The 22,384-nt window shown below is 71.6% G+C and carries 21 protein-coding genes; 19 read left to right on the top strand and 2 right to left on the bottom strand.

Going from position 1 to position 22,384, the window contains the following annotated elements:
* From ABEB07_RS13765 to ABEB07_RS13755, 3 genes are all read left to right on the top strand, one after another.
* Positions 1–1,200, top strand: a 1,200-nt coding sequence (locus ABEB07_RS13765; RefSeq protein ID WP_345668576.1) for a site-2 protease family protein, incomplete at its 5' end; no start/stop codon positions are given.
* Positions 1,201–1,268: 68 nt separating this feature from the next.
* Complete coding sequence (locus ABEB07_RS13760; RefSeq protein WP_009187743.1) at positions 1,269–2,171, top strand: tRNA (adenine-N1)-methyltransferase; 903 nt, start codon at positions 1,269–1,271, stop codon at positions 2,169–2,171.
* A 208-nt stretch (positions 2,172–2,379) separates the two neighbouring features.
* Complete coding sequence (locus ABEB07_RS13755) at positions 2,380–2,961, top strand: hypothetical protein (protein ID WP_345668575.1); 582 nt, start codon at positions 2,380–2,382, stop codon at positions 2,959–2,961.
* Between the two features lie 75 nt (positions 2,962–3,036).
* Here ABEB07_RS13755 and ABEB07_RS13750 read toward each other — a convergent pair whose 3' ends face one another.
* On the bottom strand, positions 3,037–3,342 hold the full coding sequence (locus tag ABEB07_RS13750; protein ID WP_164587782.1) for a ferredoxin: 306 nt from the start codon (positions 3,340–3,342) through the stop codon (positions 3,037–3,039).
* 243 nt (positions 3,343–3,585) lie between these two features.
* Between ABEB07_RS13750 and arc the strand changes: the two genes are divergently transcribed.
* The 5 genes from arc to prcA all read left to right on the top strand — a co-directional run bounded on the left by arc (position 3,586) and on the right by prcA (position 9,315).
* Positions 3,586–5,352 (top strand): proteasome ATPase, encoded by a 1,767-nt coding sequence (gene arc, locus ABEB07_RS13745; protein WP_164587772.1) that lies wholly within the window; start codon positions 3,586–3,588, stop codon positions 5,350–5,352.
* A gap of 233 nt (positions 5,353–5,585) precedes the next feature.
* The gene (dop, locus tag ABEB07_RS13740) at positions 5,586–7,097 is read left to right on the top strand and encodes a depupylase/deamidase Dop (protein ID WP_345668574.1); all 1,512 of its coding nucleotides are present in this window, start codon (positions 5,586–5,588) and stop codon (positions 7,095–7,097) included.
* A 186-nt stretch (positions 7,098–7,283) separates the two neighbouring features.
* Positions 7,284–7,502 (top strand): ubiquitin-like protein Pup, encoded by a 219-nt coding sequence (locus ABEB07_RS13735; protein WP_164587773.1) that lies wholly within the window; start codon positions 7,284–7,286, stop codon positions 7,500–7,502.
* Between the two features lie 153 nt (positions 7,503–7,655).
* On the top strand, positions 7,656–8,501 hold the full coding sequence (prcB, locus tag ABEB07_RS13730; protein ID WP_176148332.1) for a proteasome subunit beta: 846 nt from the start codon (positions 7,656–7,658) through the stop codon (positions 8,499–8,501).
* Positions 8,502–8,562: 61 nt separating this feature from the next.
* Positions 8,563–9,315, top strand: a complete 753-nt coding sequence (gene prcA, locus ABEB07_RS13725; protein WP_176148331.1) for a proteasome subunit alpha — start codon at positions 8,563–8,565, stop codon at positions 9,313–9,315.
* A 71-nt stretch (positions 9,316–9,386) separates the two neighbouring features.
* Here prcA and ABEB07_RS13720 read toward each other — a convergent pair whose 3' ends face one another.
* A complete protein-coding gene (locus tag ABEB07_RS13720; protein WP_345668573.1) occupies positions 9,387–10,403 on the bottom strand; it encodes a LacI family DNA-binding transcriptional regulator in 1,017 nt (338 codons plus the stop codon).
* Between the two features lie 182 nt (positions 10,404–10,585).
* Between ABEB07_RS13720 and ABEB07_RS13715 the strand changes: the two genes are divergently transcribed.
* From ABEB07_RS13715 to ABEB07_RS13665, 11 genes are all read left to right on the top strand, one after another.
* Positions 10,586–11,854: an MFS transporter gene (locus ABEB07_RS13715; RefSeq protein WP_176148329.1), complete on the top strand. Its 1,269-nt coding sequence runs from the start codon at positions 10,586–10,588 to the stop codon at positions 11,852–11,854.
* Between the two features lie 9 nt (positions 11,855–11,863).
* On the top strand, positions 11,864–13,225 hold the full coding sequence (pafA, locus tag ABEB07_RS13710) for a Pup--protein ligase (protein ID WP_164587778.1): 1,362 nt from the start codon (positions 11,864–11,866) through the stop codon (positions 13,223–13,225).
* 294 nt (positions 13,226–13,519) lie between these two features.
* Positions 13,520–14,539: an FKBP-type peptidyl-prolyl cis-trans isomerase gene (locus ABEB07_RS13705; RefSeq protein ID WP_345668572.1), complete on the top strand. Its 1,020-nt coding sequence runs from the start codon at positions 13,520–13,522 to the stop codon at positions 14,537–14,539.
* Between the two features lie 97 nt (positions 14,540–14,636).
* Positions 14,637–15,008, top strand: coding sequence for an FKBP-type peptidyl-prolyl cis-trans isomerase (locus ABEB07_RS13700; RefSeq protein WP_176148327.1), 372 nt, complete (start codon positions 14,637–14,639; stop codon positions 15,006–15,008).
* 136 nt (positions 15,009–15,144) lie between these two features.
* On the top strand, positions 15,145–16,122 hold the full coding sequence (locus ABEB07_RS13695; protein ID WP_345668571.1) for a helix-turn-helix transcriptional regulator: 978 nt from the start codon (positions 15,145–15,147) through the stop codon (positions 16,120–16,122).
* An 18-nt stretch (positions 16,123–16,140) separates the two neighbouring features.
* Positions 16,141–17,223 carry a helix-turn-helix transcriptional regulator gene (locus ABEB07_RS13690; RefSeq protein ID WP_345668569.1) on the top strand — a complete coding sequence of 361 codons (1,083 nt, stop codon included), beginning with the start codon at positions 16,141–16,143 and terminating at the stop codon, positions 17,221–17,223.
* Positions 17,220–17,513 carry a hypothetical protein gene (locus tag ABEB07_RS13685; RefSeq protein WP_345668568.1) on the top strand — a complete coding sequence of 98 codons (294 nt, stop codon included), beginning with the start codon at positions 17,220–17,222 and terminating at the stop codon, positions 17,511–17,513. Before ABEB07_RS13690 ends, ABEB07_RS13685 begins: the two co-directional genes overlap by 4 nt.
* A gap of 9 nt (positions 17,514–17,522) precedes the next feature.
* On the top strand, positions 17,523–17,717 hold the full coding sequence (locus ABEB07_RS13680) for a hypothetical protein (protein WP_176148325.1): 195 nt from the start codon (positions 17,523–17,525) through the stop codon (positions 17,715–17,717).
* Between the two features lie 305 nt (positions 17,718–18,022).
* On the top strand, positions 18,023–18,307 hold the full coding sequence (gene tatA, locus ABEB07_RS13675; RefSeq protein ID WP_164583660.1) for a Sec-independent protein translocase subunit TatA: 285 nt from the start codon (positions 18,023–18,025) through the stop codon (positions 18,305–18,307).
* Positions 18,308–18,354: 47 nt separating this feature from the next.
* Positions 18,355–19,320: a twin-arginine translocase subunit TatC gene (tatC, locus tag ABEB07_RS13670; RefSeq protein WP_345668567.1), complete on the top strand. Its 966-nt coding sequence runs from the start codon at positions 18,355–18,357 to the stop codon at positions 19,318–19,320.
* Positions 19,321–19,448: 128 nt separating this feature from the next.
* On the top strand, positions 19,449–22,301 hold the full coding sequence (locus ABEB07_RS13665) for a DEAD/DEAH box helicase (protein ID WP_345668566.1): 2,853 nt from the start codon (positions 19,449–19,451) through the stop codon (positions 22,299–22,301).
* Positions 22,302–22,384: the final 83 nt, after the last annotated feature.

The raw sequence follows: 22,384 nt of genomic DNA, 5'->3' as shown, positions 1-22,384 counted from the left end.
CGCCCCGGCCCCGGCCGCCGCCCCCGCCCGCCCCGCCGCCCGCAGGGACCCGGCGGCGGCATCCTCATGGGCCGCCCCTTCGGCGTGCCCGTCTACGTCGCGCCCAGCTGGTTCCTCGTCGCCGCCCTGATCACCTGGGTGTTCGGCGGCCAGCTCGACCGGGTGCTGCCCCAGCTGGGCGCCGCCCGCTACCTGGTCTCCCTGTTCTTCGCGGTCGCCTTCTACGGCTCCGTCCTCGTCCACGAACTCGCCCACACCATCGCCGCCCTCCGCTTCAAGCTCCCCGTCCGCCGCATCCAGCTCCAGTTCTTCGGCGGCGTCTCGGAGATCGAGAAGGAGGCCGAGACCCCCGGCCGCGAGTTCGTCCTCGCCTTCGTCGGACCGCTGCTCTCCCTGGTCCTCGGCGGCGTCTTCTACCTCGCGCTGCAACCGGTCGAGCGCGGCACCGTCCCCGGCGTCCTGCTGGCCGCCCTGATGATCTCCAACCTCATCGTCGCCGTCTTCAACCTGCTGCCCGGCCTGCCCCTGGACGGCGGCCGGATGCTGCGCGCCGTCGTCTGGAAGATCACCGGCCGGCCGATGAGCGGCACCGTCGCCGCCGCCTGGGTCGGCCGCGCCCTGGCCGTGTCCGTCCTCATCGGGCTGCCCCTGGTCAGCCAGTCCGGCGCCCTCGGGGCGACCGCCGAGGACAGCGTCGGCATGGACACGGTCACCGACGCCCTGCTCGCCGCCATCATCGCCGCGATCATCTGGACCGGCGCCGGCAACAGCCTGCGCATGGCCCGGCTGCGCGAACACCTCCCCGAGCTGCGCGCCCGCACCCTCACCCGCCGCGCGGTGCCGGTCGAGACCGGCACCTCCCTGGCCGAGGGGCTGCGCCGCGCCAACGCCGCCGGCGCCCGCGCCCTGGTCGTCGTCGACGGCCACGGCGAACCCCTCGCCCTCGTCCGCGAGTCCGCGATCGTGGGCGTGCCCGAGCACCGCCGCCCCTGGGTGTCGGCCGGCGAACTCGCCCAGGACCTCACCGAGGGCATGCGCGTCTCGGCGGAGCTGGCCGGCGAGCAGCTGCTGGACGTGCTGCGCGCCACCCCGGCGACCGAGTACCTGGTCGTTGAGGAGACCGGCGAGATCTACGGGGTGCTCTCCGCCGCCGACGTCGAGCGCGCCTTCGTCAAGGCCATGGCCCGTCCGTCGGCCTGATCCGGACGGGAGGCCCCGGGGATCCGGCCGTGGTCGGCGGCCCTCCCGGGGGCCGGTAGGCTGGTCACATGTCCGAACCGACCGGTGCCGCCCGCCGTCGCGGGCCCTTCAAGGTCGGGGACCAGGTACAGCTGACCGACCCCAAGGGCCGCCACTACACGTTCACGCTCGAGGCCGGGAAGAACTTCCACACCCACAAGGGTTCCTTCCCGCACGACGAACTGATCGGCGCTCCCGAGGGAAGCGTTGTCCGCACCACCGGCAACGTCGCCTACCTCGCGCTGCGTCCCCTGCTCCCCGACTACGTCCTGTCCATGCCCCGCGGGGCAGCCGTCGTCTATCCCAAGGACGCGGGGCAGATCCTCGCCTTCGCCGACATCTTCCCCGGCGCCCGCGTCGTGGAGGCCGGCGTCGGCTCCGGCTCGCTCAGCAGCTTCCTGCTGCGCGCCATCGGCGACCAGGGCATGCTGCACAGCTACGAGCGCCGCGCCGACTTCGCCGAGATCGCCCAGGCCAACGTCGAGCGCTACTTCGGCGGCCCGCACCCCGCCTGGCAGCTCACCGTGGGCGACCTCCAGGACAACCTGTCCGACACCGAGGTCGACCGGGTCATCCTCGACATGCTCGCCCCCTGGGAGTGCCTGGAGGCCGTCTCCAAGGCGCTCGTCCCCGGCGGCATCCTGTGCTGCTACGTCGCCACCACCACCCAGCTCGCCCGGACCGTGGAGTCCATCCGCGAGATCGGCTGCTTCAACGAGCCGACCGCCTGGGAGACGATGATCCGCAACTGGCACATCGAGGGCCTGGCCGTCCGCCCCGACCACCGAATGATCGGGCACACCGGCTTCCTGCTCACCGCCCGTCGCCTCGCCGACGGCGTCGAGCCGCCCATGCGCCGCCGCCGCCCCGCCAAGGGCGCCTACGGCGAGGACTACGAGGGCCCCAACGCCGACGGCGGCGCCGGCCGCTGAGGCCACCCGCCGCGACCAACGAACGGGCGCCGTGGCGCAGTTCCCGGCACAGACCGGAACTGCGCCACGGCGCCCTCGCGTTGACCCGGCGCCCGGGCGCCGCGGTCGAAAACGGATCCGGGTACCCACCCCACCGTTCCCCCGCACTGTGACGTGTGGCACGATGCTGGCCACCCCACCGGCACAGCCCTCACGGGAGACACTCCTAGTGCAGCACTCCGCCGTCCCGGAACTGGCGCACACGCACGCCCGGCCCATCCACTGGGTCGCCACCGCGACCGCCGTAGCCGGCGTGATCGCCCTCTCCTCGGCCCTCCAGCCCGGCTCCGCCACCGCCGCCCAGTCCGCGTCCGGCGGGGCGAGAAGCGCCCCCGCGGCCGCCGTCGCCCCGCCGGACACCACCGGTGTGGCGTTCCCGGTCGAGTGCGGCCCCGTCAAGGCGGTGGTGGCGAAGAAGGCGACCGGGGACCTGGACGGCGACGGCCGGCCCGAGACCGTGGCCGTCGTGCACTGCGACGCCTCCATGGGTACCCCGCCCGACGGCGTGTACGTGCTCACCCAGGCCCGCGGCGCGACGGCGCCGCGGGTGGTGGCCACACTCGTCGAGCCCAAGGACCGGTACACCGTCACCGACTTCGCGGTGCGCGCGGGACAGGTCACCGCGACCCTGCTCGGCTACTCCTCGCCCGACGTGCCCAATTGCTGCCCCGACCTCAAGGAGGGGGCGAAGTGGCAGTGGAAGAACGGCGCGTTCGTCCGTTCCGCGCCCGACCAGGCCCGCAGTATCTGAGCCCGCGGCGTCCGGGCCCGGCGCCCGCCGGGCGTGTGAGATATCAGACAGCGGTGACGGATGACACCGGTGCGATCACTCCGCGTCAGGTCCGTACACCTCGACGCTGTCCGAAACGCGCCGCACGTGGATGCACTCGCCGGGGCATTCCCGCGCCGAGTCCACCACGTCCGTGAGGAGCGGCAGCGGCACGGGCGTTGTCGCGCCCTTGGCCTGGAGCAGCTCGTCGTCCGTGCCCTTCACGTAGGCCAGGCCGTCGATGTCCAGCTCGAACACCTCGGGCGCGTACTGCGCGCAGATGCCGTCACCGGTGCACAGGTCCTGGTCGATCCAGACCTCCAGTGCCTCGCCGCCGTCCGCCGTCTGCTGCTGCACGCTCACATCTCCTGACCTGTCACGTCGAACCGCGCGGGAATCCGGCCAGCTCTGACGGGTGTTGAACGACTCGACCCTACCTCTGACGGCTTTCCAATCGCGTTCGGTGGGTATTCCCCTGGCGTGAGGGAGAGCGCAAGGGTGAAGATCGGACACACCCCGACAGTCTTTGTGATCTAGGGGTTTCAATCGACACCCACCCAGGTAGGGTCTGGAAGCGTCCAGCTCCCCTTGGAGGAGGTGAGGACCGTGGCAGCCCACGACGACGACATGAACCGCGGCATCCGCCCGGGACGAGGGTCCGACGACCCGGCCGGGCAGATCGCCTACCTTGAGCAGGAGATCGCCGTCCTGCGACGCAAGCTCGCCGACTCTCCGCGGCACACGAGGATTCTCGAAGAGCGGATCGTCGAACTGCAGACCAATCTGGCCGGCGTGTCCGCGCAGAACGAGCGGCTGGCGAACACGCTCCGCGAGGCCCGCGACCAGATCGTGGCCCTCAAGGAGGAGGTCGACCGGCTCGCGCAGCCGCCGGCCGGCTTCGGTGTCTTCCTCCAGGCCAACGAGGACGGCACCGCCGACATCTTCACCGGCGGCCGGAAGCTGAGGGTGAACGTCAGCCCCGGCGTCGAGCTCGACGAGCTGCGGCGCGGCCAGGAACTGATGCTCAACGAAGCGCTCAACGTGGTCGAGGCCATGGAGTACGAGAGCGTCGGCGACATCGTCACCCTCAAGGAGATCCTGGAGGACGGCGAGCGCGCCCTGGTGGTCGGGCACACCGACGAGGAACGGGTGGTGCGGCTCGCCGAGCCGCTGCTGGACGTCACCATCCGCGCCGGCGACGCCCTGCTCCTGGAGCCCAGGTCCGGCTACGTCTACGAGGTCGTGCCCAAGAGCGAGGTCGAGGAACTCGTCCTCGAAGAGGTGCCCGACATCGGCTACGAGCAGATCGGCGGCCTCGGCAACCAGATCGAGATGATCCGGGACGCCGTCGAGCTGCCGTACCTGTACCCGGACCTGTTCAAGGAGCACGAACTGCGCCCGCCCAAGGGCGTCCTGCTCTACGGGCCGCCCGGATGCGGCAAGACGCTCATCGCCAAGGCCGTCGCGAACTCGCTGGCCAAGAAGGTCGCCGAGGTGACCGGCCAGGCCGCCGGCAAGAGCTTCTTCCTCAACATCAAGGGCCCCGAGCTGCTGAACAAGTACGTCGGTGAGACGGAGCGGCAGATCCGCCTCGTCTTCCAGCGGGCCCGGGAGAAGGCCAGCGAGGGCACCCCCGTCATCGTCTTCTTCGACGAGATGGAGTCCCTCTTCCGCACCCGCGGCTCGGGTGTCAGCTCGGACGTGGAGAACACCATCGTCCCGCAGCTGCTCGCCGAGATCGACGGTGTGGAGGGCCTGGAGAACGTGGTCGTGATCGGCGCCTCCAACCGCGAGGACATGATCGACCCCGCCATCCTGCGGCCCGGCCGGCTCGACGTGAAGATCAAGATCGAGCGTCCGGACGCCGAGGCGGCCAAGGACATCTTCGCGAAGTACCTCACCGAGCGCCTTCCGCTGCACGCGGACGACCTCTCGGAACACGGCGGCGAGAAGGACGCCACGGTCCAGGCCATGATCCAGACCGCGGTCGAGCAGATGTACGCCGAATCCGAGGAGAACCGCTTCCTGGAGGTCACCTACGCCAACGGCGACAAGGAAGTCCTCTTCTTCAAGGACTTCAATTCCGGCGCCATGATCGAGAACATCGTGGGCCGGGCCAAGAAAATGGCGATCAAGGACTTCCTGGAGAAGAACCAGAAGGGCCTGCGCGTCTCCCACCTCCTCCAGGCATGCGTGGACGAGTTCAAGGAGAACGAGGACCTGCCGAACACCACCAACCCGGACGACTGGGCCCGGATCTCCGGAAAGAAGGGCGAGCGGATCGTCTACATCCGCACCCTCATCACCGGAAAGCAGGGCGCGGACACCGGACGCTCCATCGACACGGTGGCGAACACCGGTCAGTACCTGTAAAAGCGGGGTGGCTGCGGGTTCCCTCGGCGGGTACCCGCAGCCGACCTGTTTTCCGGGCCACGCATGGAGCAGGCAATGACGCGAATGATCTCCCCACCAGCGCAAAGGCGTTCTAGGCTCGTTCGTACCGCCGGGTCGCGCAGTGCGGGGACGGGCACCGCACCGGCACCCGAGCATCAGCGGTACTTGAGCGCCGTCCTCGACCGAGGGCGCCGCCGGGCAAGGAGGGCCGCATGACCGTACGGCGCGTGATGGGCATCGAGACGGAGTACGGGATCTCCGTCCCCGGTCACCCGAACGCCAATGCCATGCTCACCTCGTCCCAGATCGTCAACGCCTACGCCGCGGCGATGCACCGGGCCCGGCGGGCCCGCTGGGACTTCGAGGAGGAGAACCCGCTGCGGGACGCCCGCGGCTTCGACCTCGCCCGCGAGGCCGCCGACTCCAGCCAGCTCACCGACGAGGACATCGGCCTCGCCAACGTCATCCTGACCAACGGCGCCCGGCTCTACGTCGACCACGCCCACCCGGAGTACAGCGCCCCCGAGGTCACCAACCCGCGCGACGCCGTCCTGTGGGACAAGGCGGGCGAGCGGATCATGGCCGAGGCCGCCGAGCGGGCCGCCCAGCTGCCCGGCGCACAGCCCATCCACCTGTACAAGAACAACACCGACAACAAGGGCGCCTCCTACGGCACGCACGAGAACTACCTGATGAAGCGGGAGACCGCCTTCTCGGACATCGTGCGCCACCTGACGCCCTTCTTCGTCTCGCGCCAGGTCGTCACCGGCGCCGGCCGGGTCGGCATCGGCCAGGACGGCCACGAGCACGGCTTCCAGCTCAGCCAGCGCGCGGACTACTTCGAGGTCGAGGTGGGTCTGGAGACCACCCTCAAGCGCCCGATCATCAACACCCGCGACGAGCCGCACGCGGACGCCGAGAAGTACCGCCGGCTGCACGTGATCATCGGCGACGCCAACCTGTCGGAGATCTCCACCTACCTCAAGCTGGGCACGACCGCGCTGGTCCTGTCCATGATCGAGGACGGCTTCATCGCCGTCGACCTGGCCGTGGACCAGCCCGTGCGCACCTTGCACCAGGTCTCGCACGACCCGTCGCTCAAGCGCCTGATCACGCTGCGCAGCGGCCGGACGCTGACCGCGGTGCAGCTTCAGATGGAGTACTTCGAGCTGTCCCGCAAGTACGTCGAGGAGCGCTTCGGAGCCGACGCGGACGAGCAGACCAAGGACGTCCTGACCCGCTGGGAGGACACCCTCAACCGGCTGGAGAACGACCCGATGAGCCTGTCCGGCGAGCTGGACTGGGTCGCCAAGCGGGAGCTGATGGAGGGCTACCGGCGCCGTGACGGCCTGGACTGGGACGCCGCGAAGCTCCACCTGCTCGACCTCCAGTACGCCGACGTGCGGGCCGAGAAGGGCCTGTACAACCGGCTGGCGGCTCGCGGCCGCATGAAGCGCCTGCTGGACGAGAGCGAGGTCGACCGGGCCCGCCGGAAGCCGCCGGAGGACACCCGGGCGTACTTCCGCGGCCGGTGCCTGGAGCAGTACGCCGACGACGTGGCGGCGGCCTCCTGGGACTCGGTCATCTTCGACCTGCCGGGCCGCGACTCCCTCCAGCGCGTCCCAACCCTGGAACCGCTTCGCGGAACGCGTAATCACGTCAAGGAGCTGCTGGACCGCTGCCGTACGGCGGAAGACCTGGTCAGGGTCCTGTCCGGCAACTGAGTGGGTACCCGGACCGGGCCGGCCGGCCGGGGTGGAAACCCCGGCGCCCGGGAATCACAGAGATGGCCCCCGTACGTTGCGGAAACTGCGGGGCCGATGTCGGACCCGGCTTGTAGGGTCTGATCATCACCGATCGGCCGTAATGCCGACCATGTCGGGCGAACCGAACTGAGCGGGGTGAGGGTAATGGCGACCAAGGACACCGGCGGCGGGCAGCAGAAGGCCACGCGCTCGACCGAGGAGGTCGAGGAGCAGGCGCAGGACGCCCAGGCGAGCGAGGACCTCAAGGAACGCCACGAGAAGCTGAGCGACGACGTCGACGACGTCCTGGACGAGATCGACGACGTGCTCGAGTCCAACGCGGAGGACTTCGTCCGCAGCTTCGTTCAGAAGGGCGGCGAGTAGCACCCGGCACACGTCCCGGCGCCGGCCCCCGACGAGAGGGCCGGCGCCGGGACGGATGACCGGCCCCGGTACGGGTATGGTCCGTGCACGGATTTGATGATCGGCTCGGCCGTTCCCGGCGGGGCCGCAGCCATTTTGTGTGGAAGGAATCGCGTGGAACCCAACCCTCGTAGCACCGGGCGTCTGCCGGCTGCCTTCCTGACGCCCGGGTCCTCGTCGTTCATGGACTTCCTCGCCGAGCACCAGCCGGAGATGCTGCCCGGCAAGCGGCGGCTGCCGCACACCCAGGGGGTCGTCGAGGCGCCGCACGGCACCACGATCGTGGCCGTGACCTTCCCGGGCGGCGTCGTGCTGGCCGGCGACCGGCGGGCGACCATGGGGAACGTCATCGCGCAGCGGGACATCGAGAAGGTGTTCCCGGCCGACGAGTACTCGGCGGTCGGCATCGCCGGCACGGCCGGGCTCGCCGTGGAGATGGTGAAGCTGTTCCAGCTGGAGCTGGAGCACTTCGAGAAGGTCGAGGGCACCCAGCTGTCGCTGGAGGGCAAGGCGAACCGGCTGTCGACCATGATCCGCTCCAACCTGGGCATGGCCATGCAGGGCCTGGCCGTGGTCCCGCTCTTCGCGGGCTACGACGTGGACCGCGACAAGGGCCGCGTCTTCTCCTACGACGTCACCGGCGGCCGCAGCGAGGAGCACGGCTACGCGGCGACCGGCTCCGGCTCGATCTTCGCGCGCGGCGCCATGAAGAAGCTGTACCGCGAGGACCTGTCCGAGGCCGAGGCGACCACCCTGGTGGTCCAGGCCCTGTACGACGCGGCAGACGACGACTCGGCGACCGGCGGTCCCGATGTCGCCCGCCGGATCTATCCGATCGTCACCGTGATCACCGACGACGGCTTCCGCAGGCTGACCGAGGACGAGTCCTCCGAGATCGCCCGCGCGGTGCTGCAACGGCGCCTGGAGCAGCCCGACGGCCCGCGGGCCGCGCTGCTGTAGGCGGCGGCGGATTCTTGTCCAGGGTGACCCCGTGACCACAACAGAAAGGGACGGATAACCGGTGTCGACGCCGTTCTATGTCTCACCCCAGCAGGCCATGGCCGACCGGGCCGAGTACGCCCGCAAGGGCATCGCCCGCGGCCGCAGCCTGGTCGTGCTGCAGTACGCCGACGGCATCGTGTTCGTCGGCGAGAATCCGTCCCGCGCGCTGCACAAGTTCAGCGAGATCTACGACCGGATCGGCTTCGCGGCGGCCGGCAAGTACAACGAGTACGAGAACCTGCGCATCGGCGGTGTGCGCTACGCCGACCTGCGCGGTTACACCTACGACCGGGACGACGTCACCGCCCGGGGCCTGGCGAACGTCTACGCCCAGACGCTGGGCACGATCTTCTCCAGCGCGGCCGAGAAGCCGTACGAGGTGGAGCTGGTGGTCGCCGAGGTGGGGGAGACCCCGGAGGGCGACCAGATCTACCGGCTGCCGCACGACGGCTCGATCGTGGACGAGCACGGCTCGGTCGCGGTCGGCGGCAACGCCGAGCAGATCAGCGGCTACCTCGACCAGCGCCACCAGGACGGGATGACGCTGGCCGAGGCGCTGAAGCTGGCGGTGCAGGCCCTGTCCCGCGACACCAACGGCAGCGAGCGGGAGATCCCCGCCGAGCGCCTGGAGGTGGCGGTGCTGGACCGTACGCGGCCGCAGCAGCGCAAGTTCAAGCGCATCGTGGGGCGCCAGCTGGCCCGGCTGCTGGAGGGCGGCACGGCGGACACCTCCCAGGACTCCGACGACAACGGCGACGCCGAGGAGAACTAGCGACCTCGCGTCCCGCCTCCGCGCCACCCCAGGAAGCCCCGGCCCGCGCCACGGCCGGGGCTCCCGGCGTCTCAGGAGGCGCGAGGCGGGGCCGTGGAGCCCCGGACCACCAGTTCCACCGGGACGTCGTCGCCGTCCGGCGTACGGCCCTCCAGGACCGCCAGCAGGGCCCGTATGCCGCGCTCGCCGAACAGCTCGGCGTCCAGCCGGACGGTGGTCAGCTCGGGGTCGACGGCGGTGGCCAGGCCCAGATCGTCGAAGCCGGTGACGGAGACGTCCTCCGGGACCCGCAGACCGAGCCGGCGCAGCGCCTTGTACGCGCCGACGGCCAGCTTGTCGTCGTCGCAGACCACGGCGGTGGGGCGGGGCCCCGGGGCGCTCAGGGCGGCCTGGGTGGCGTCCCGGGCGTCCTCGACCGCGATGGCGGCGCGGGCGGTGCGCACCGAGGCGCCCGGCACCGCGCCCACCCGCGCGGCCAGCTCCCGCGCCCGCACCTCGAAGGTCCACGACGGCACGTCCGCGGCCAGGTGCAGGAAGCCGCGGTGGCCGAGGCCGAGCAGATGGGCGGCGACCTGCCGCACGCCGTCGGCGATGTCCAGGTTCACCGTCGCCGCGCCCAGGCTGCCCTCGGGGTCGCTGTCCAGCATGACCAGCGGGAGCCGGTCGCCGCGGATCGCGGTGAGGGCGTCGGCGGCCATGGAGGAGGCGATCACGCCGTCCAGGGCGGCCTGGGCCGAGGCGAAGGGGTTGCGGGCCGGGCCGATGCCCTCGGGGGAGGGGTAGAGGACCACGCCGAAGCCGTGCTCGGCGGCGACGCGGGCGGCGCCGGTGTAGACGCCGGCGAAGAACTCGGTGGTCAGCGCCGGGACGACGAGGAGGACGGTCCGGGTGTGGCCGAGCCGCAGATTGCGGGCGGCCAGATTGGGCCGGTAGCCGAGCTCGTCGGCGGCCCGGCGGACCCGTTCGGCGGTGGCCTGCGACACCCGGCCGCGCCACTTGTCGCCGAGCACCAGTGAGACGGCGGCCTGGGACACCCCGGCGGCCTGCGCCACGTCACGGCTGGTGGGCCGCGTACTTCCTCGTGCCACCGGGAGAGCGCTCCTTGTCGTTCCTGTGTTCGGGCCCGGCCGGATGCGGACGGGCCCCGTCGCGCGCCGCCGGACGGTCCGTCCGCCTGCCGGTCGCGGTCCGCTCGTCTGGACTGCGAACAGCGCACATGGTACGTATGGCGGCGGACGTTATACGTAAAACTTGACCCTGGAGGCAGGCGATGGCCGCGGGATTCGCGGGATACCTGGAGATCCTCAGGACGCGGCACGCCGCCCGGCTGCTGACCGGCACCCTGGTGGGCCGGCTGCCGAACGCCACGGCGGCCATCGCGATCGTGCTGTTCGTCCGCGCCGAGGGCGGCACCTACAGCCTCGCCGGGGCGCTGGCCGCCGTCTACGGCGTCGCCAACGCCGTCGGGCAGCCCGTGCTCGGCCGCCTGGTGGACCTGTACGGACAGCCCCGGGTGCAGCTGCCGGCGGCGCTCGCGGCGGCCCTGGCGATGACCGCCTTCGCCCTGACCGGCGCCGGGCAGGGCGCGCTCGCCTACCCGGCCGTCGCGGCCGCCGGACTGTTCACCCCGCCCCTGGAGGGCGGTCTGCGCGCCCTGTGGCCCTCCGTGCTGCGCAAGGAGGGCCAGGTGCACACGGCCTACGCCATGGACGCGGTGGCGCAGGAGGTCATGTTCACCGTGGGGCCGCTGCTGGTCACCCTGTGCGTGTCGCTGTGGTCGGCGCGGGCGGCCCTGATCGTGCTGAACGTGCTCGGCGTGCTCGGGGCGCTCTGCGTGGTCCTCTCGCCGCCCTCGCGGGCGTGGCGCTCGGCGCCGCGCGAGGCGCACTGGCTCGGCGCGCTGCGCTCGCCGGGCCTGCTGGCCCTGCTCGCCGCGTTCCTCTTCGTCGGCGTCGCGCTCGGCTCCATCACGGTGGCGGCCGTCCCGTACGCCGACGGCCACGGCGGCGACGCGGTGTACGGCTGGCTGATGGCGGCGCTCGGCCTGGGCGCGCTGGCCGGCGGCGCCGTCTACGGGGCGCGCCAGTGGGCGGGCGTGCCCGAGCGGCGACTGCGCGCGCTGGTCGCCCTGCTGGCGGTGTGTTACCTGCCGCTCCTGCTGATGCCGGGCGCGGTGGCCATGGTGGCGCTCACGGCGCTCGCCGGGGTGTTCCTGGCGCCCTGCATCGCCTGCGCGTTCGTCATCGTGGACCGGCACGCGCCGGCCGGGACGGTGACGGAGGCGTTCTCCTGGCTGGTGACCACGTTCACGGTGGGCGCGTCGGTGGGAACGGGGGCCGCGGGGCCGGTGGTCCAGGCCGGCGGAGCGCTGTGGGGGTTCGCGGTGCCGGGGGTCGCCGGAGCCCTGTCGCTGCTGGTGCTGCTGGCCACCGGGCGGGTCCTCGCAGCTCCCGCCGGACGGGCGGTCGTTGCGGCTTCATCGGAAAATGATCCAAATCGTGCTGCCGAACCCCGTTTCAGCTCGGGGGATCGGGCGTAATGTTCAGTCATGGACCGCCGCATTTTCGGGCTGGAGAACGAGTACGGCGTCACGTGCACGTTCAGGGGACAGCGCCGCCTGTCGCCTGACGAGGTGGCGCGGTACCTCTTCCGCCGTGTCGTGTCATGGGGCCGCAGCAGCAATGTCTTTCTGCGAAACGGCGCCCGGCTCTATCTCGACGTGGGGTCACATCCGGAATACGCCACACCCGAATGTGACAATGTGATCGAACTGGTCACCCACGACAAGGCCGGCGAGCGCATTCTCGAAGGACTCCTGGTAGACGCGGAACGACGCCTGCACGAGGAGGGAATCGCGGGCGACGTCTACCTCTTCAAGAACAACACCGACTCGGCGGGAAACTCCTACGGCTGCCACGAGAACTATCTGGTGGCCCGGCACGGGGAGTTCTCCCGGCTCGCGGACATCCTCATCCCGTTCCTGGTCACCCGGCAGCTGCTGTGCGGCGCGGGCAAGGTCCTGCAGACGCCGCGCGGCGCCGTCTACTGCGTGAGCCAGCGGGCGGAGCACATCTGGGAGGGCGTCTCCTCGGCTACCACCCGGTCGCGGCCGATCATCAACACCCGCGACGAACCGCACGCCGACGCCGAGCGCTACCGGCGGCTGCACGTCATCGTCGGCGACTCGAACATGTCCGAGACGACGATGCTGCTGAAGGTCGGCGCCACCGACCTGGTGCTGCGGATGATCGAGGCGGGCACGGTGATGCGCGACCTCACCCTGGAGAACCCGATCCGGGCCATCCGCGAGGTCAGCCACGACATCACCGGCCGCCGCAAGGTGCGCCTGGCCAGCGGCCGGGAGGCCTCGGCACTGGAGGTGCAGCGCGAGTACTACGAGAAGGCCGTGGACTTCTGCGAGCGCCGCGGCATCCGCACCGGCACCGTGGAGCGGGTGCTGGAGCTGTGGGGCCGCACGCTGGACGCGATCGAGGCCGAGGACCTCGACCGGATCGGCACCGAGATCGACTGGGTGATGAAGTACCAGCTCATCGAGCGGTACCGGGCCAAGCACAACATGACGATGTCGCATCCGCGGGTCGCCCAGATAGACCTCGCCTACCACGACATCCACCGCCGCCGCGGCCTGTACTACCTGCTGGAGAAGAAGGGCCAAGCCACCCGGATCTGCAACGACTTGAAGATCTTCGAGGGCAAGTCGGTCCCGCCGCAGACCACTCGGGCGCGACTGCGCGGCGACTTCATCCGGCGGGCCCAGGAACAGCGCCGGGACTTCACCGTCGACTGGGTGCACCTGAAGCTCAACGACCAGGCGCAGCGGACCGTGTTGTGCAAGGACCCGTTCCGTTCGGTGGACGACCGGGTGGAGAAGCTCATCGCCGGAATGTGACCGCGGCCCGAGCGGTACGCGGTGCGAACGGGACACCGCACAACCTGCGGGAACACCGCACGGGCGCCGTACGCCCCCCGCGTACGGCGCCCTTCGCGCGCCCGCATCGCCCGCCGGCCCGCTTCACCCGGTCGCGGAGCCGGCGTACGGAGCGGCGTACGCGGTCGTCGGGTGCGGCGGTCCTCCCGCCTCCGGCCGAAACCGGTGCGGGCCGCAGCCGGTTTCGGCGGCTGATCGTCAGTAAGGTAGCGCGCACGCCAACCCACAGGACCGACCGATTACGAGGCCCCCACCGTGCGCCGACGCTCTCTACTGATTTCCGTACCCGCGGGACTGGTCACGCTGGCCGCCTGCGGCAGCGACAAGTCCGACTCGGGCAAGACCAGCGACAGCGCCTCCCCGGCCCCCTCGTCGTCGCCGTCGGCCACGGCCACCTCCGCCCCGCCCCCGCCGAAGATCGTCTCCGGACCACTGCCGGCCATCACCTCGGGCGCCAAGTTCGGCGAGAAGCCGACCGTCGCCAAGGGCAGCGGCCGGCCCTCCAAGGACCTCGCCGTCAAGACGGTGATCGCGGGCGGCGGCCGCACCCTGGCGGAGAACGACTACGTCCAGGCGCACTACCTGGGCCAGATCTGGGACAGCGCCAAGGTCTTCGACAACTCCTACGACCGCAAGGCGCCGCTGCTCATCCAGCTCGCCCAGGGCACGATCATCGACGGCTGGCGCTACGCGCTCACCGGGAAGAAGGTCGGCAGCCGGGTGCAGTTCGCGGTGCCGCCCACCTGGGGATACGGCACGCAGGGCAACTCCCAGGCGGGCATCAAGGGCACCGACACCCTGGTCTTCGTCGTCGACGTGCAGGACGCCTTCAACGCCAAGAGCTCGGCCAAGGGCCGGACGGTGCAGAAGAAGGACGCCGCCCTGCCGACCGTGGGCACCGCCACCGACGGCAGCGCCCCCGAGATCACCCTCCCGAAGACCGCCGCCCCCAAGAAGCTGGTCTCCGAGTACGTCATCGAGGGCGACGGCCCGGCGGTCAAGGCGGACAGCACCGTGCTGGTCCAGTACAAGGGCGTGCTGTGGGACGGCGGCAAGGAGTTCGACTCGACCTACGGCCGCAAGGCCCTGACCTCCTTCTCGCTCCAGCAGGTCGTCAAGGGCTGGGCGCAGGGGCTGACCGGCAAGAAGGTCGGCAGCCGGGTCCTGATCGTGATCCCGCCGGCCGACGGCTACGGCGACAACCCGCCGCCGGACAGCGGCATCAAGAAGGACTCCACGCTGGTCTTCTCGGTGGACATCCTGGCGGCGATGTAGCGCGCCACGCTGCGCGACCCGGCGGCGCGGGCACCGGGTGGGCGGGGATGAAAGACTGTCCGCGTCACGTGTCGTACACGAGCAGGAGCGTTAAGACGTGAGCATCGACAAGCCCGAGATCGACTTCCCGGGCGGCGAGCCCCCGGCGGACCTCGAGATCAAGGACATCTGGGAGGGCGACGGGCCCGAGGCGAAGGCCGGCCAGAACGTCACCGTCCATTACGTGGGCGTCGCCTTCAGCACCGGCGAGGAGTTCGACGCCAGCTGGAACCGGGGCACTCCGTTCCGCTTCCCGCTGGGCGGCGGACGCGTCATCAAGGGCTGGGACCAGGGCGTGCAGGGCATGAAGGTCGGCGGCCGCCGCCAGCTGACCATCCCGGCGCACCTCGCCTACGGCGACCAGAGCCCCACCCCGGCGATCAAGCCCGGTGAGACCCTGATCTTCGTGGTCGACCTGCTCGGGGTCTGATCCCGGAGCGGAGTCGGACCGGATCCGATCACCTGGGGCCCACGCCTGTCCGGCGTGGGCCCTCGGCTTTCGCCGGCACGGCGCGGGGCGGTACGGTCGGGCGTCGTAGGGACCATGAGGAAGGCGAAGGGCACCGATGGCCATTGCCAAGGCCGAGCGGCTGATGAACCTGGCGCTGTGCCTGCTCGGTACGCGCCGGCCGCTCAGCAAGCGCGAGCTGCGCGACTCCGTCGAGGCCTACGTGGAGGCCGCCGGACCGGGCAGGGGAGCGGGCGCCGGCGACGACTCCTTCAACCGCATGTTCGAGCGGGACAAGGACGATCTGCGGGAGCTCGGCCTGGTCATCGAGACCGTGGAGAGCCTGGACGGCGAGATCGGCTACCTGGCCCGCCGGGACAGCAACCGGCTGCCGCCCATCACCCTGGACGCCGAGGAGGCCGCCGCCCTGGGCCTGGCCGCCAAGGTCTGGCAGCAGGCCCGGCTGGCCGGCGCCGCCAGCGGCGCCCTGCAGAAGCTGCGCGCGGCCGGGCTGCCGGCGGACGTCGACCCGTTCGAGGCGCACGGCGCCCTGGAGCCGCGCATCCCGGTGCACGAGGCCGCCTTCGAGCCGCTGATGCTGGCCTGCCGCGACCGCCGCCCGGTCGCCTTCGACTACCGCAAGTCCAACGCCGCCCGCCCCGAGACCCGGCACGTCGAGCCGTGGGCGCTGGAGTGCTGGCGCGGCCACTGGTACCTGGCCGGCTTCGACCGCGACCGCGGTGCCGAGCGGGTGTTCCGGCTGTCCCGGATCACCGGCAAGGTCCGCTCGCGCGGCGCCGCCTTCACCGCGCCGGTGCCCGACGTCGTCACCGTCCGGGAGACCGTGGCGGGCTGGGCCGGCGAGATCGCCGACCGCAGCGCGCGGATCAGGCTGCGCTCCGGCGCCGGCTACCCGCTGCGCGCCAAGGCCACCGCCGTACGGGAACTGGGCGGGGGCTGGGACGAGTTGGAGATCCCGTACGGGCACGGGCTGGACGCCTGGCTGGTGGAGTTCGGACCGGACGTGGTGGTCCTGGAGCCCGCCGAGCTGCGGGCCGACGTGGTGGACCGGCTGCGTGCCGTGGCCAAGGGCTGAGGGGGAGCGAGCAACACTGTGGCAGGCAAACCGGTCAGGCCCGCGAACGCCATCGACCAGACCCGGCGGATGCTCTCCCTGGTGACGTACCTCAGGGAGCGGCCCGGCGCGCGGATCGAGGACGTGGCGCGCGCCTTCGGCATCACCGAGGACGAGCTGGTCTCCGACCTCGACGTGCTGCCCATGTGCGGCACCAGCTTCCGCGGCGGCGACCTGCTGGACATCGACACCGACGGCGAGCGCATCTGGTGGCACAACCCGGCGGCGCTCGGCGCGGACGCCGCCGAGCCGCTGCGGCTGGCCGCCGACGAGGCGACCGCCCTGCTGGTGGCCGCCCGCGCGGTGGCCACCCTGCCGGGACTGCGGGAGAGCGACCGGCAGGCGCTGCTGCGGGCCACGGCCAAGGTCGAGACCGCGGCCGGCGAGGCGGCGGGCGCCAGCTCCCGCCTGTCGGTGACCTTCGAGTCCGAGGGCGGTGTCTTCGCCGACGTCGACCGGGCCATCTCCGAGCGCCGCCGGCTGTGGATCCGCTACTACTCGCCCGCCCGCGACGAGGTCACCGAACGCGAGATCGACCCCATCCGTCTGGTCAGCGTGGGACACACGTATGTCGAGGCCTGGTGCCGCCGCTCGGAGGCGCGCCGCACCTTCCGGCTGGACCGGGTCGCCGAGATCAGGATCCTGGACGAGCCGTCGGCGCCGCCCGAGGTGGAGCTGCGCGACCTGTCCGAGGCGCTGGTGCAGCCCGCGGCCGAGGACCCGGAGGTCGTCGTGGAGGTCGGCCCCGGCGGCCGCTGGGTCGCCGAGTACTACCCGCACGACAGCGCCGACGAGCTTCCCGACGGCGGGCTGCGCATCACCTTGCGCACCCCCGACCCGGCCTCCCTCAGACGCCTGGCGCTGCGGCTGGGCCGCGACGGCCGGATCGTCGCGCCGCGCGAGCTGGCCGACAGCGCCCGGCAGGCGGCCCACGAGGCGCTGGCGGCCTACGACGGCGTCGACGCCGAGGAGACGGGGACCGCGGCGGCCGCCCCGGCCCCGGTGGCGCCGGGCGCCGCGGCCGGCCGGGCGGCGCACGACAGGCAGGAGCGGGCACTGTGAGCGAGTCGGCGACGACCGGGGTGGCCGGGATGTCGGTCGCGGCCGCGTTCGCCGGGATGCGCGGCGTCGCCCCGGTGGTGTTCCGCGCCGGCTGCCCAGACTGCCGGGGCAGCTTCGAGCTGGGCGCGAGCGCGCTGCGGCTGGCCATCGGCGCCAGCAGCCGCACCACCTTCTACTCGTTCACCTGCCCCGACTGCGGGGCCGCCGTCCGCAAGCCGGCCGGGGAGCGGATCGTGGAGCTGCTCACCGGCGGTGGGGTCAGCACACTGCGCCTGCACCCGACGGTCTAGGCTCGGGGCATGTTCTGGCCGATGCTCGCGGTAGCCGCGGGGTTCCTGGGTCTCGCCGTGCTCGGTGTGTTCGCCGTCCGCGTCTTCGTGGAGGCGCGCCGCCTCGGCCGGCAGGTCTCGGAGTCGGCGAGCCGGATCAGCCGGGCCGCCGAGGAGCTGGAACGGGCGTCGCTGAGCGCCGCCCGGGCCGCGGACGCGCTGTGAACGCGGCCACTGCCGCGGACCCGTGCCCTCCGGTCGCCGCGGACCCGATCCCTGCGGGCATCGCGCGCCCGGCCCGACGCCGCGCGCGGCGGACGGCTTCGCACCTGTCACGCCGTCGGCCCGGGCAGGTACGCTGCTCGGGCGGACCGGAGAACGAGGCCCGGACCGCGGACGGGAGTACGCCCGGGGATTGCCTCGTGTTCACCCCTGAGCGTTACGATCGCTGCCAGAACGACCGCGCGGACGCATGTCCGGCGGATCGGACAGCATCCCACCCAGCCGCCTCGGTGAGAAGGTAAAGACTTATGTTCGGAAGGCTCGGAGCCCCCGAGATCATTCTCATCCTCGTCGTCATCATCCTGCTGTTCGGCGCGAAGAAGCTTCCGGACATGGCGCGCTCGCTCGGCAAGTCCGCCCGCATCCTCAAGAGCGAGGCCAAGGCGATGAAGGAGGAGGGCCGCACCTCCGCCGCCCCGCCGCCGCCCGCCGGCGACGAGCAGCCCCCCGCGCAGCGCACCATCAAGGCCGCCCCCGGCGACGTGACGAGCGCGCGCCCGGTCAGCGAGCCGTCGGACACCACCCAGCGCTGACGCACGGCCGGACCCCTCCGGCCTGCCGCACGAGATGAGGACGTGGGTTGCTCAAGCCTGCCCGCAAGAAGGAGAGGGATCCCGAGGGGCGGATGCCTCTCGCGGATCACCTTCGTGAGCTCCGCAACCGGCTCGCGAAGGCGTTGCTGGCCATCGTCTTGGTCACGATCGTCGCCGCCTTCTTCTACTACGACATCATCAACTTCCTGACCGAGCCGATCCTGCGCTCGGTCGGCTGCGGAAGGACGTTCCAGGAGCTGGCGAACGCGCCGGCCCCCGCCGACCCCGGCGACTCGGCCAAGTGCGCGCAGATCACGATCAACGGTCTGCTGGCGCCCTTCACCATGGCCCTCCAGGTCTCCCTGATGGCCGGTGTCGTCTTCGCCTCGCCGGTCTGGCTGTACCAGCTGTGGGCGTTCGTCGCCCCGGGCCTGCACAAGCACGAGAAGAAGTACGCCTACGCGTTCGTCGGCACCGGCGTCCCGCTCTTCCTCGGCGGCGCGTTCTTCGCCTACAAGGTGCTGCCCACCACGGCGAAGGTGCTCCTCCAGTTCACGCCCGCCAACGTGAACAACCTGCTGCCGCTGGACGACCTGCTCCAGCTGGTGACGCGCATGGTGGTCGTCTTCGGCCTCTCCTTCGAGCTGCCGCTGCTGCTGATCATGCTCAACCTGACCGGCATCCTGACCGGCCGGCGCATGCTCGGCTGGTGGCGCGGCATGATCCTCGGCATCACCGTCTTCGCGGCCGTCGCCACGCCCAGCACCGACCCGGTCTCGATGCTGGCGCTCGCCGGGCCGATCTGGGTGCTGTACTTCGGCGCCGTCGTCTTCTCGCTGCTCAACGACGGCCGCAAGCGCCGCCGGGACGCGGCGGGACCGGCCGACGACGAGGCGTCCGAGCTGGACCTCACCCCCGAGGACATCGGCGAGATCGAGTCCGTCGGCGCCACCCGCGCCCTGCCCGAGCAAAGCAGCGGCGACCGCGTCAACGGCTACGACGACGTGACCTGAGCCACGGTCCGCGCCGCCCGCGCCACGTCCCGCGGACGGCCGCCCCCCGTCGGCCCCCGGAGGCCGGCCGCTCGCCACCCCGAGCGGCCGGCCTCCGGCGTGTCCGGCCGAGCGGGACGATCGCGATATTGATCGTCCTGTTGTCAGTGCGGCCCGGTACGCTCGAAAGCACGATGACAGAGGATCTCTCACCGGCCGAGCGGTACGCGGCAGCGCGCAGGCGAGCTGTCGAGCAGGCCACCGCGCTCGCGGGCTTCCGCGAGATGTACGACTTCGGCCTCGACCCCTTCCAGATCGAGGCCTGCCAGGCCCTGGAGGAGGGCAAGGGCGTGCTGGTCGCCGCGCCCACCGGCTCCGGCAAGACGATCGTGGGCGAGTTCGCCGTCCACCTCGCCCTCCAGCAGGGCCGCAAGTGCTTCTACACGACGCCCATCAAGGCGCTGTCCAACCAGAAGTACTCCGACCTGTGCCGCCGCTACGGCAGCGGCAAGGTGGGCCTGCTCACCGGCGACAACAGCGTCAACTCCGACGCCCCCGTGGTCGTGATGACCACCGAGGTGCTGCGGAACATGCTCTACGCCGGCTCCCAGACCCTGCTCGGCCTCGGCTACGTGGTGATGGACGAGGTGCACTACCTCTCCGACCGCTTCCGCGGCGCGGTCTGGGAGGAAGTGATCATCCACCTGCCCGAGTCGGTGACCCTGGTGTCGCTGTCGGCGACGGTGTCCAACGCCGAGGAGTTCGGCGACTGGCTGGACACCGTCCGCGGCGACACCCAGGTGATCGTCGCCGAGCACCGGCCGGTGCCGCTGTTCCAGCACGTGCTGGCCGGACGCCGGATGTACGACCTGTTCGAGGAGGGCGAGGGCCACCGGCGGGCCGTCAACCCCGACCTCACCCGGCTGGCCCGCATGGAGGCCAGCCGCCCGTCCTACCAGGACCGCAGGCGCGGCCGGGCCATGCGCGAGGCGGACCGCGAGCGCGAACGCCGCCAGCGCTCCCGGATCTGGACGCCGAGCCGCCCCGAGGTCATCGAGCGGCTGGACGCCGAGGGCCTGCTGCCCGCGATCACCTTCATCTTCAGCCGCGCCGCCTGCGAGGCCGCCGTCCAGCAGTGCCTGTACGCGGGCCTCAGGCTCAACGACGAGGAGGCGCGCGAGCAGGTGCGCGCCCTGGTCGAGGAGCGCACGGCCGCCATCCCGCGCGAGGACCTGCACGTCCTCGGCTACTACGAATGGCTGGAGGGCCTGGAGCGCGGCATCGCCGCCCACCACGCGGGCATGCTGCCGACCTTCAAGGAGGTCGTCGAGGAGCTGTTCGTGCGCGGCCTGGTCAAGGCGGTCTTCGCCACCGAGACCCTGGCCCTCGGCATCAACATGCCCGCCCGCTCGGTGGTGCTGGAGAAGCTCGTCAAGTGGAACGGCGAGCAGCACGCCGACATCACCCCCGGCGAGTACACGCAGCTCACCGGCCGGGCCGGACGCCGCGGCATCGACGTGGAGGGCCACGCGGTGGTCCTGTGGCAGCGCGGCATGAACCCCGACCACCTGGCGGGACTGGCCGGCACCCGCACCTATCCGCTGCGCTCCAGCTTCAAGCCGTCGTACAACATGGCGGTCAACCTGGTCGAGCAGTTCGGCCGGCACCGCTCCCGCGAGCTGCTGGAGACCTCCTTCGCCCAGTTCCAGGCCGACAAGTCGGTGGTCGGGATCTCCCGGCAGGTGCAGCGCAACGAGGAGGGGCTGGAGGGCTACAAGGAGTCGATGACCTGCCACCTCGGCGACTTCGACGCGTACATGGGGCTGCGCCGGGAGCTGAAGGACCGCGAGACGGAGCTGGCCCGGCAGGGCGCCTCGCAGCGACGCGCCGAGGCCGCCGTCGCGCTGGAGAAGCTCAAGCCCGGCGACGTCATCCACGTGCCCACCGGCAAGTACGCGGGCCTGGCCCTGGTCCTCGACCCCGGGCTGCCGGCCGGCCGCTCCAACGGCCACCGCGGCCTGGAGTACCAGGACGGCCCGCGCCCGCTGGTCCTGACCGCGGAGCGGCAGGTCAAGCGGCTCGCGGCGATCGACTTCCCGGTGCCGGTGGAGGCGCTGGAGCGGATGCGGATCCCCAAGTCGTTCAACCCGCGCTCCCCGCAGTCCCGGCGCGACCTGGCCTCCGCGCTGCGCACCAAGGCCGGGCACATCCCGCCGGAGCGAGCCCGCAAGCGGCGTTCCCAGGCGGCCGACGACCGGGAGATCGCCCGGCTGCGCACCGCGCTGCGCGCCCACCCGTGCCACGGGTGCGACGACCGCGAGGACCACGCCCGCTGGGCCGAGCGCTACCACCGGCTGCGACGCGACACCCAGCAGCTGGAGCACCGCATCGAGGGCCGGACGAACACCATCGCCCGCACCTTCGACCGGATCGTCGCGCTGCTCACCGAACTGGACTATCTGCGCGGCGACGAGGTGACCGAGCACGGCAGGCGCCTGGCCCGGCTCTACGGCGAACTCGACCTGCTGGCCAGCGAGTGCCTGCGCGAGCGCGTCTGGGAGGGGCTGGGTCCGGCCGAACTGGCCGCGTGCGTGTCGGCGTTGGTCTACGAGGCCCGGGTCTCCGACGACGCCGCGACGCCCAAGGTGCCCTCTGGCAAGGCCAAGGCGGCGCTCGGCGAGACGGTGCGGATCTGGGGCCGGCTCGACGCGCTGGAGGAGGACTTCCGGATCAGCCAGACCGAGGGCGTCGGCCAGCGCGAACCCGACCTCGGCTTCGCCTGGGCCGCCTACGAATGGGCGTCCGGCAAGGGGCTCGACGAGGTGCTGCGCGAGGCGGAGATGCCGGCCGGCGACTTCGTGCGCTGGTGCAAGCAGGTCATCGACGTGCTGGGCCAGATCTCGGCGGCGGCGCCCACGGAGAACTCGACCGTGGCGAAGAACGCCCGCAAGGCGGTCGACGGACTGCTGCGCGGAGTGGTCGCCTACTCGTCGGTGGGCTGACACCCGGCGGACCCGGGAAGCGGGGCGTGTCCTCACGGCTGGAGCCGTGAGGACACGCCCCGCTTCCGTTCTTCACCCGCTTC

It is taken from the genome of Streptomyces similanensis, assembly GCF_039543625.1.
Taxonomy (GTDB): Bacteria; Actinomycetota; Actinomycetes; order Streptomycetales; family Streptomycetaceae; genus Streptomyces; species Streptomyces similanensis.
The sequence above is the reverse complement of the archived record's forward strand: the minus strand, read 5'-3'. Positions and strand labels throughout refer to the sequence as shown.

Coding starts and splice junctions, on each gene's coding strand:
- ABEB07_RS13760 (WP_009187743.1), top strand. CDS start 1,269: ATGTCCGAACCGACCGGTGCCGCCCGCCGTCGCGGGCCCTTCAAGGTC.
- dop (WP_345668574.1), top strand. CDS start 5,586: ATGACCGTACGGCGCGTGATGGGCATCGAGACGGAGTACGGGATCTCC.
- ABEB07_RS13735 (WP_164587773.1), top strand. CDS start 7,284: ATGGCGACCAAGGACACCGGCGGCGGGCAGCAGAAGGCCACGCGCTCG.
- ABEB07_RS13715 (WP_176148329.1), top strand. CDS start 10,586: ATGGCCGCGGGATTCGCGGGATACCTGGAGATCCTCAGGACGCGGCAC.
- pafA (WP_164587778.1), top strand. CDS start 11,864: ATGGACCGCCGCATTTTCGGGCTGGAGAACGAGTACGGCGTCACGTGC.
- ABEB07_RS13695 (WP_345668571.1), top strand. CDS start 15,145: ATGGCCATTGCCAAGGCCGAGCGGCTGATGAACCTGGCGCTGTGCCTG.
- ABEB07_RS13680 (WP_176148325.1), top strand. CDS start 17,523: ATGTTCTGGCCGATGCTCGCGGTAGCCGCGGGGTTCCTGGGTCTCGCC.
- tatA (WP_164583660.1), top strand. CDS start 18,023: ATGTTCGGAAGGCTCGGAGCCCCCGAGATCATTCTCATCCTCGTCGTC.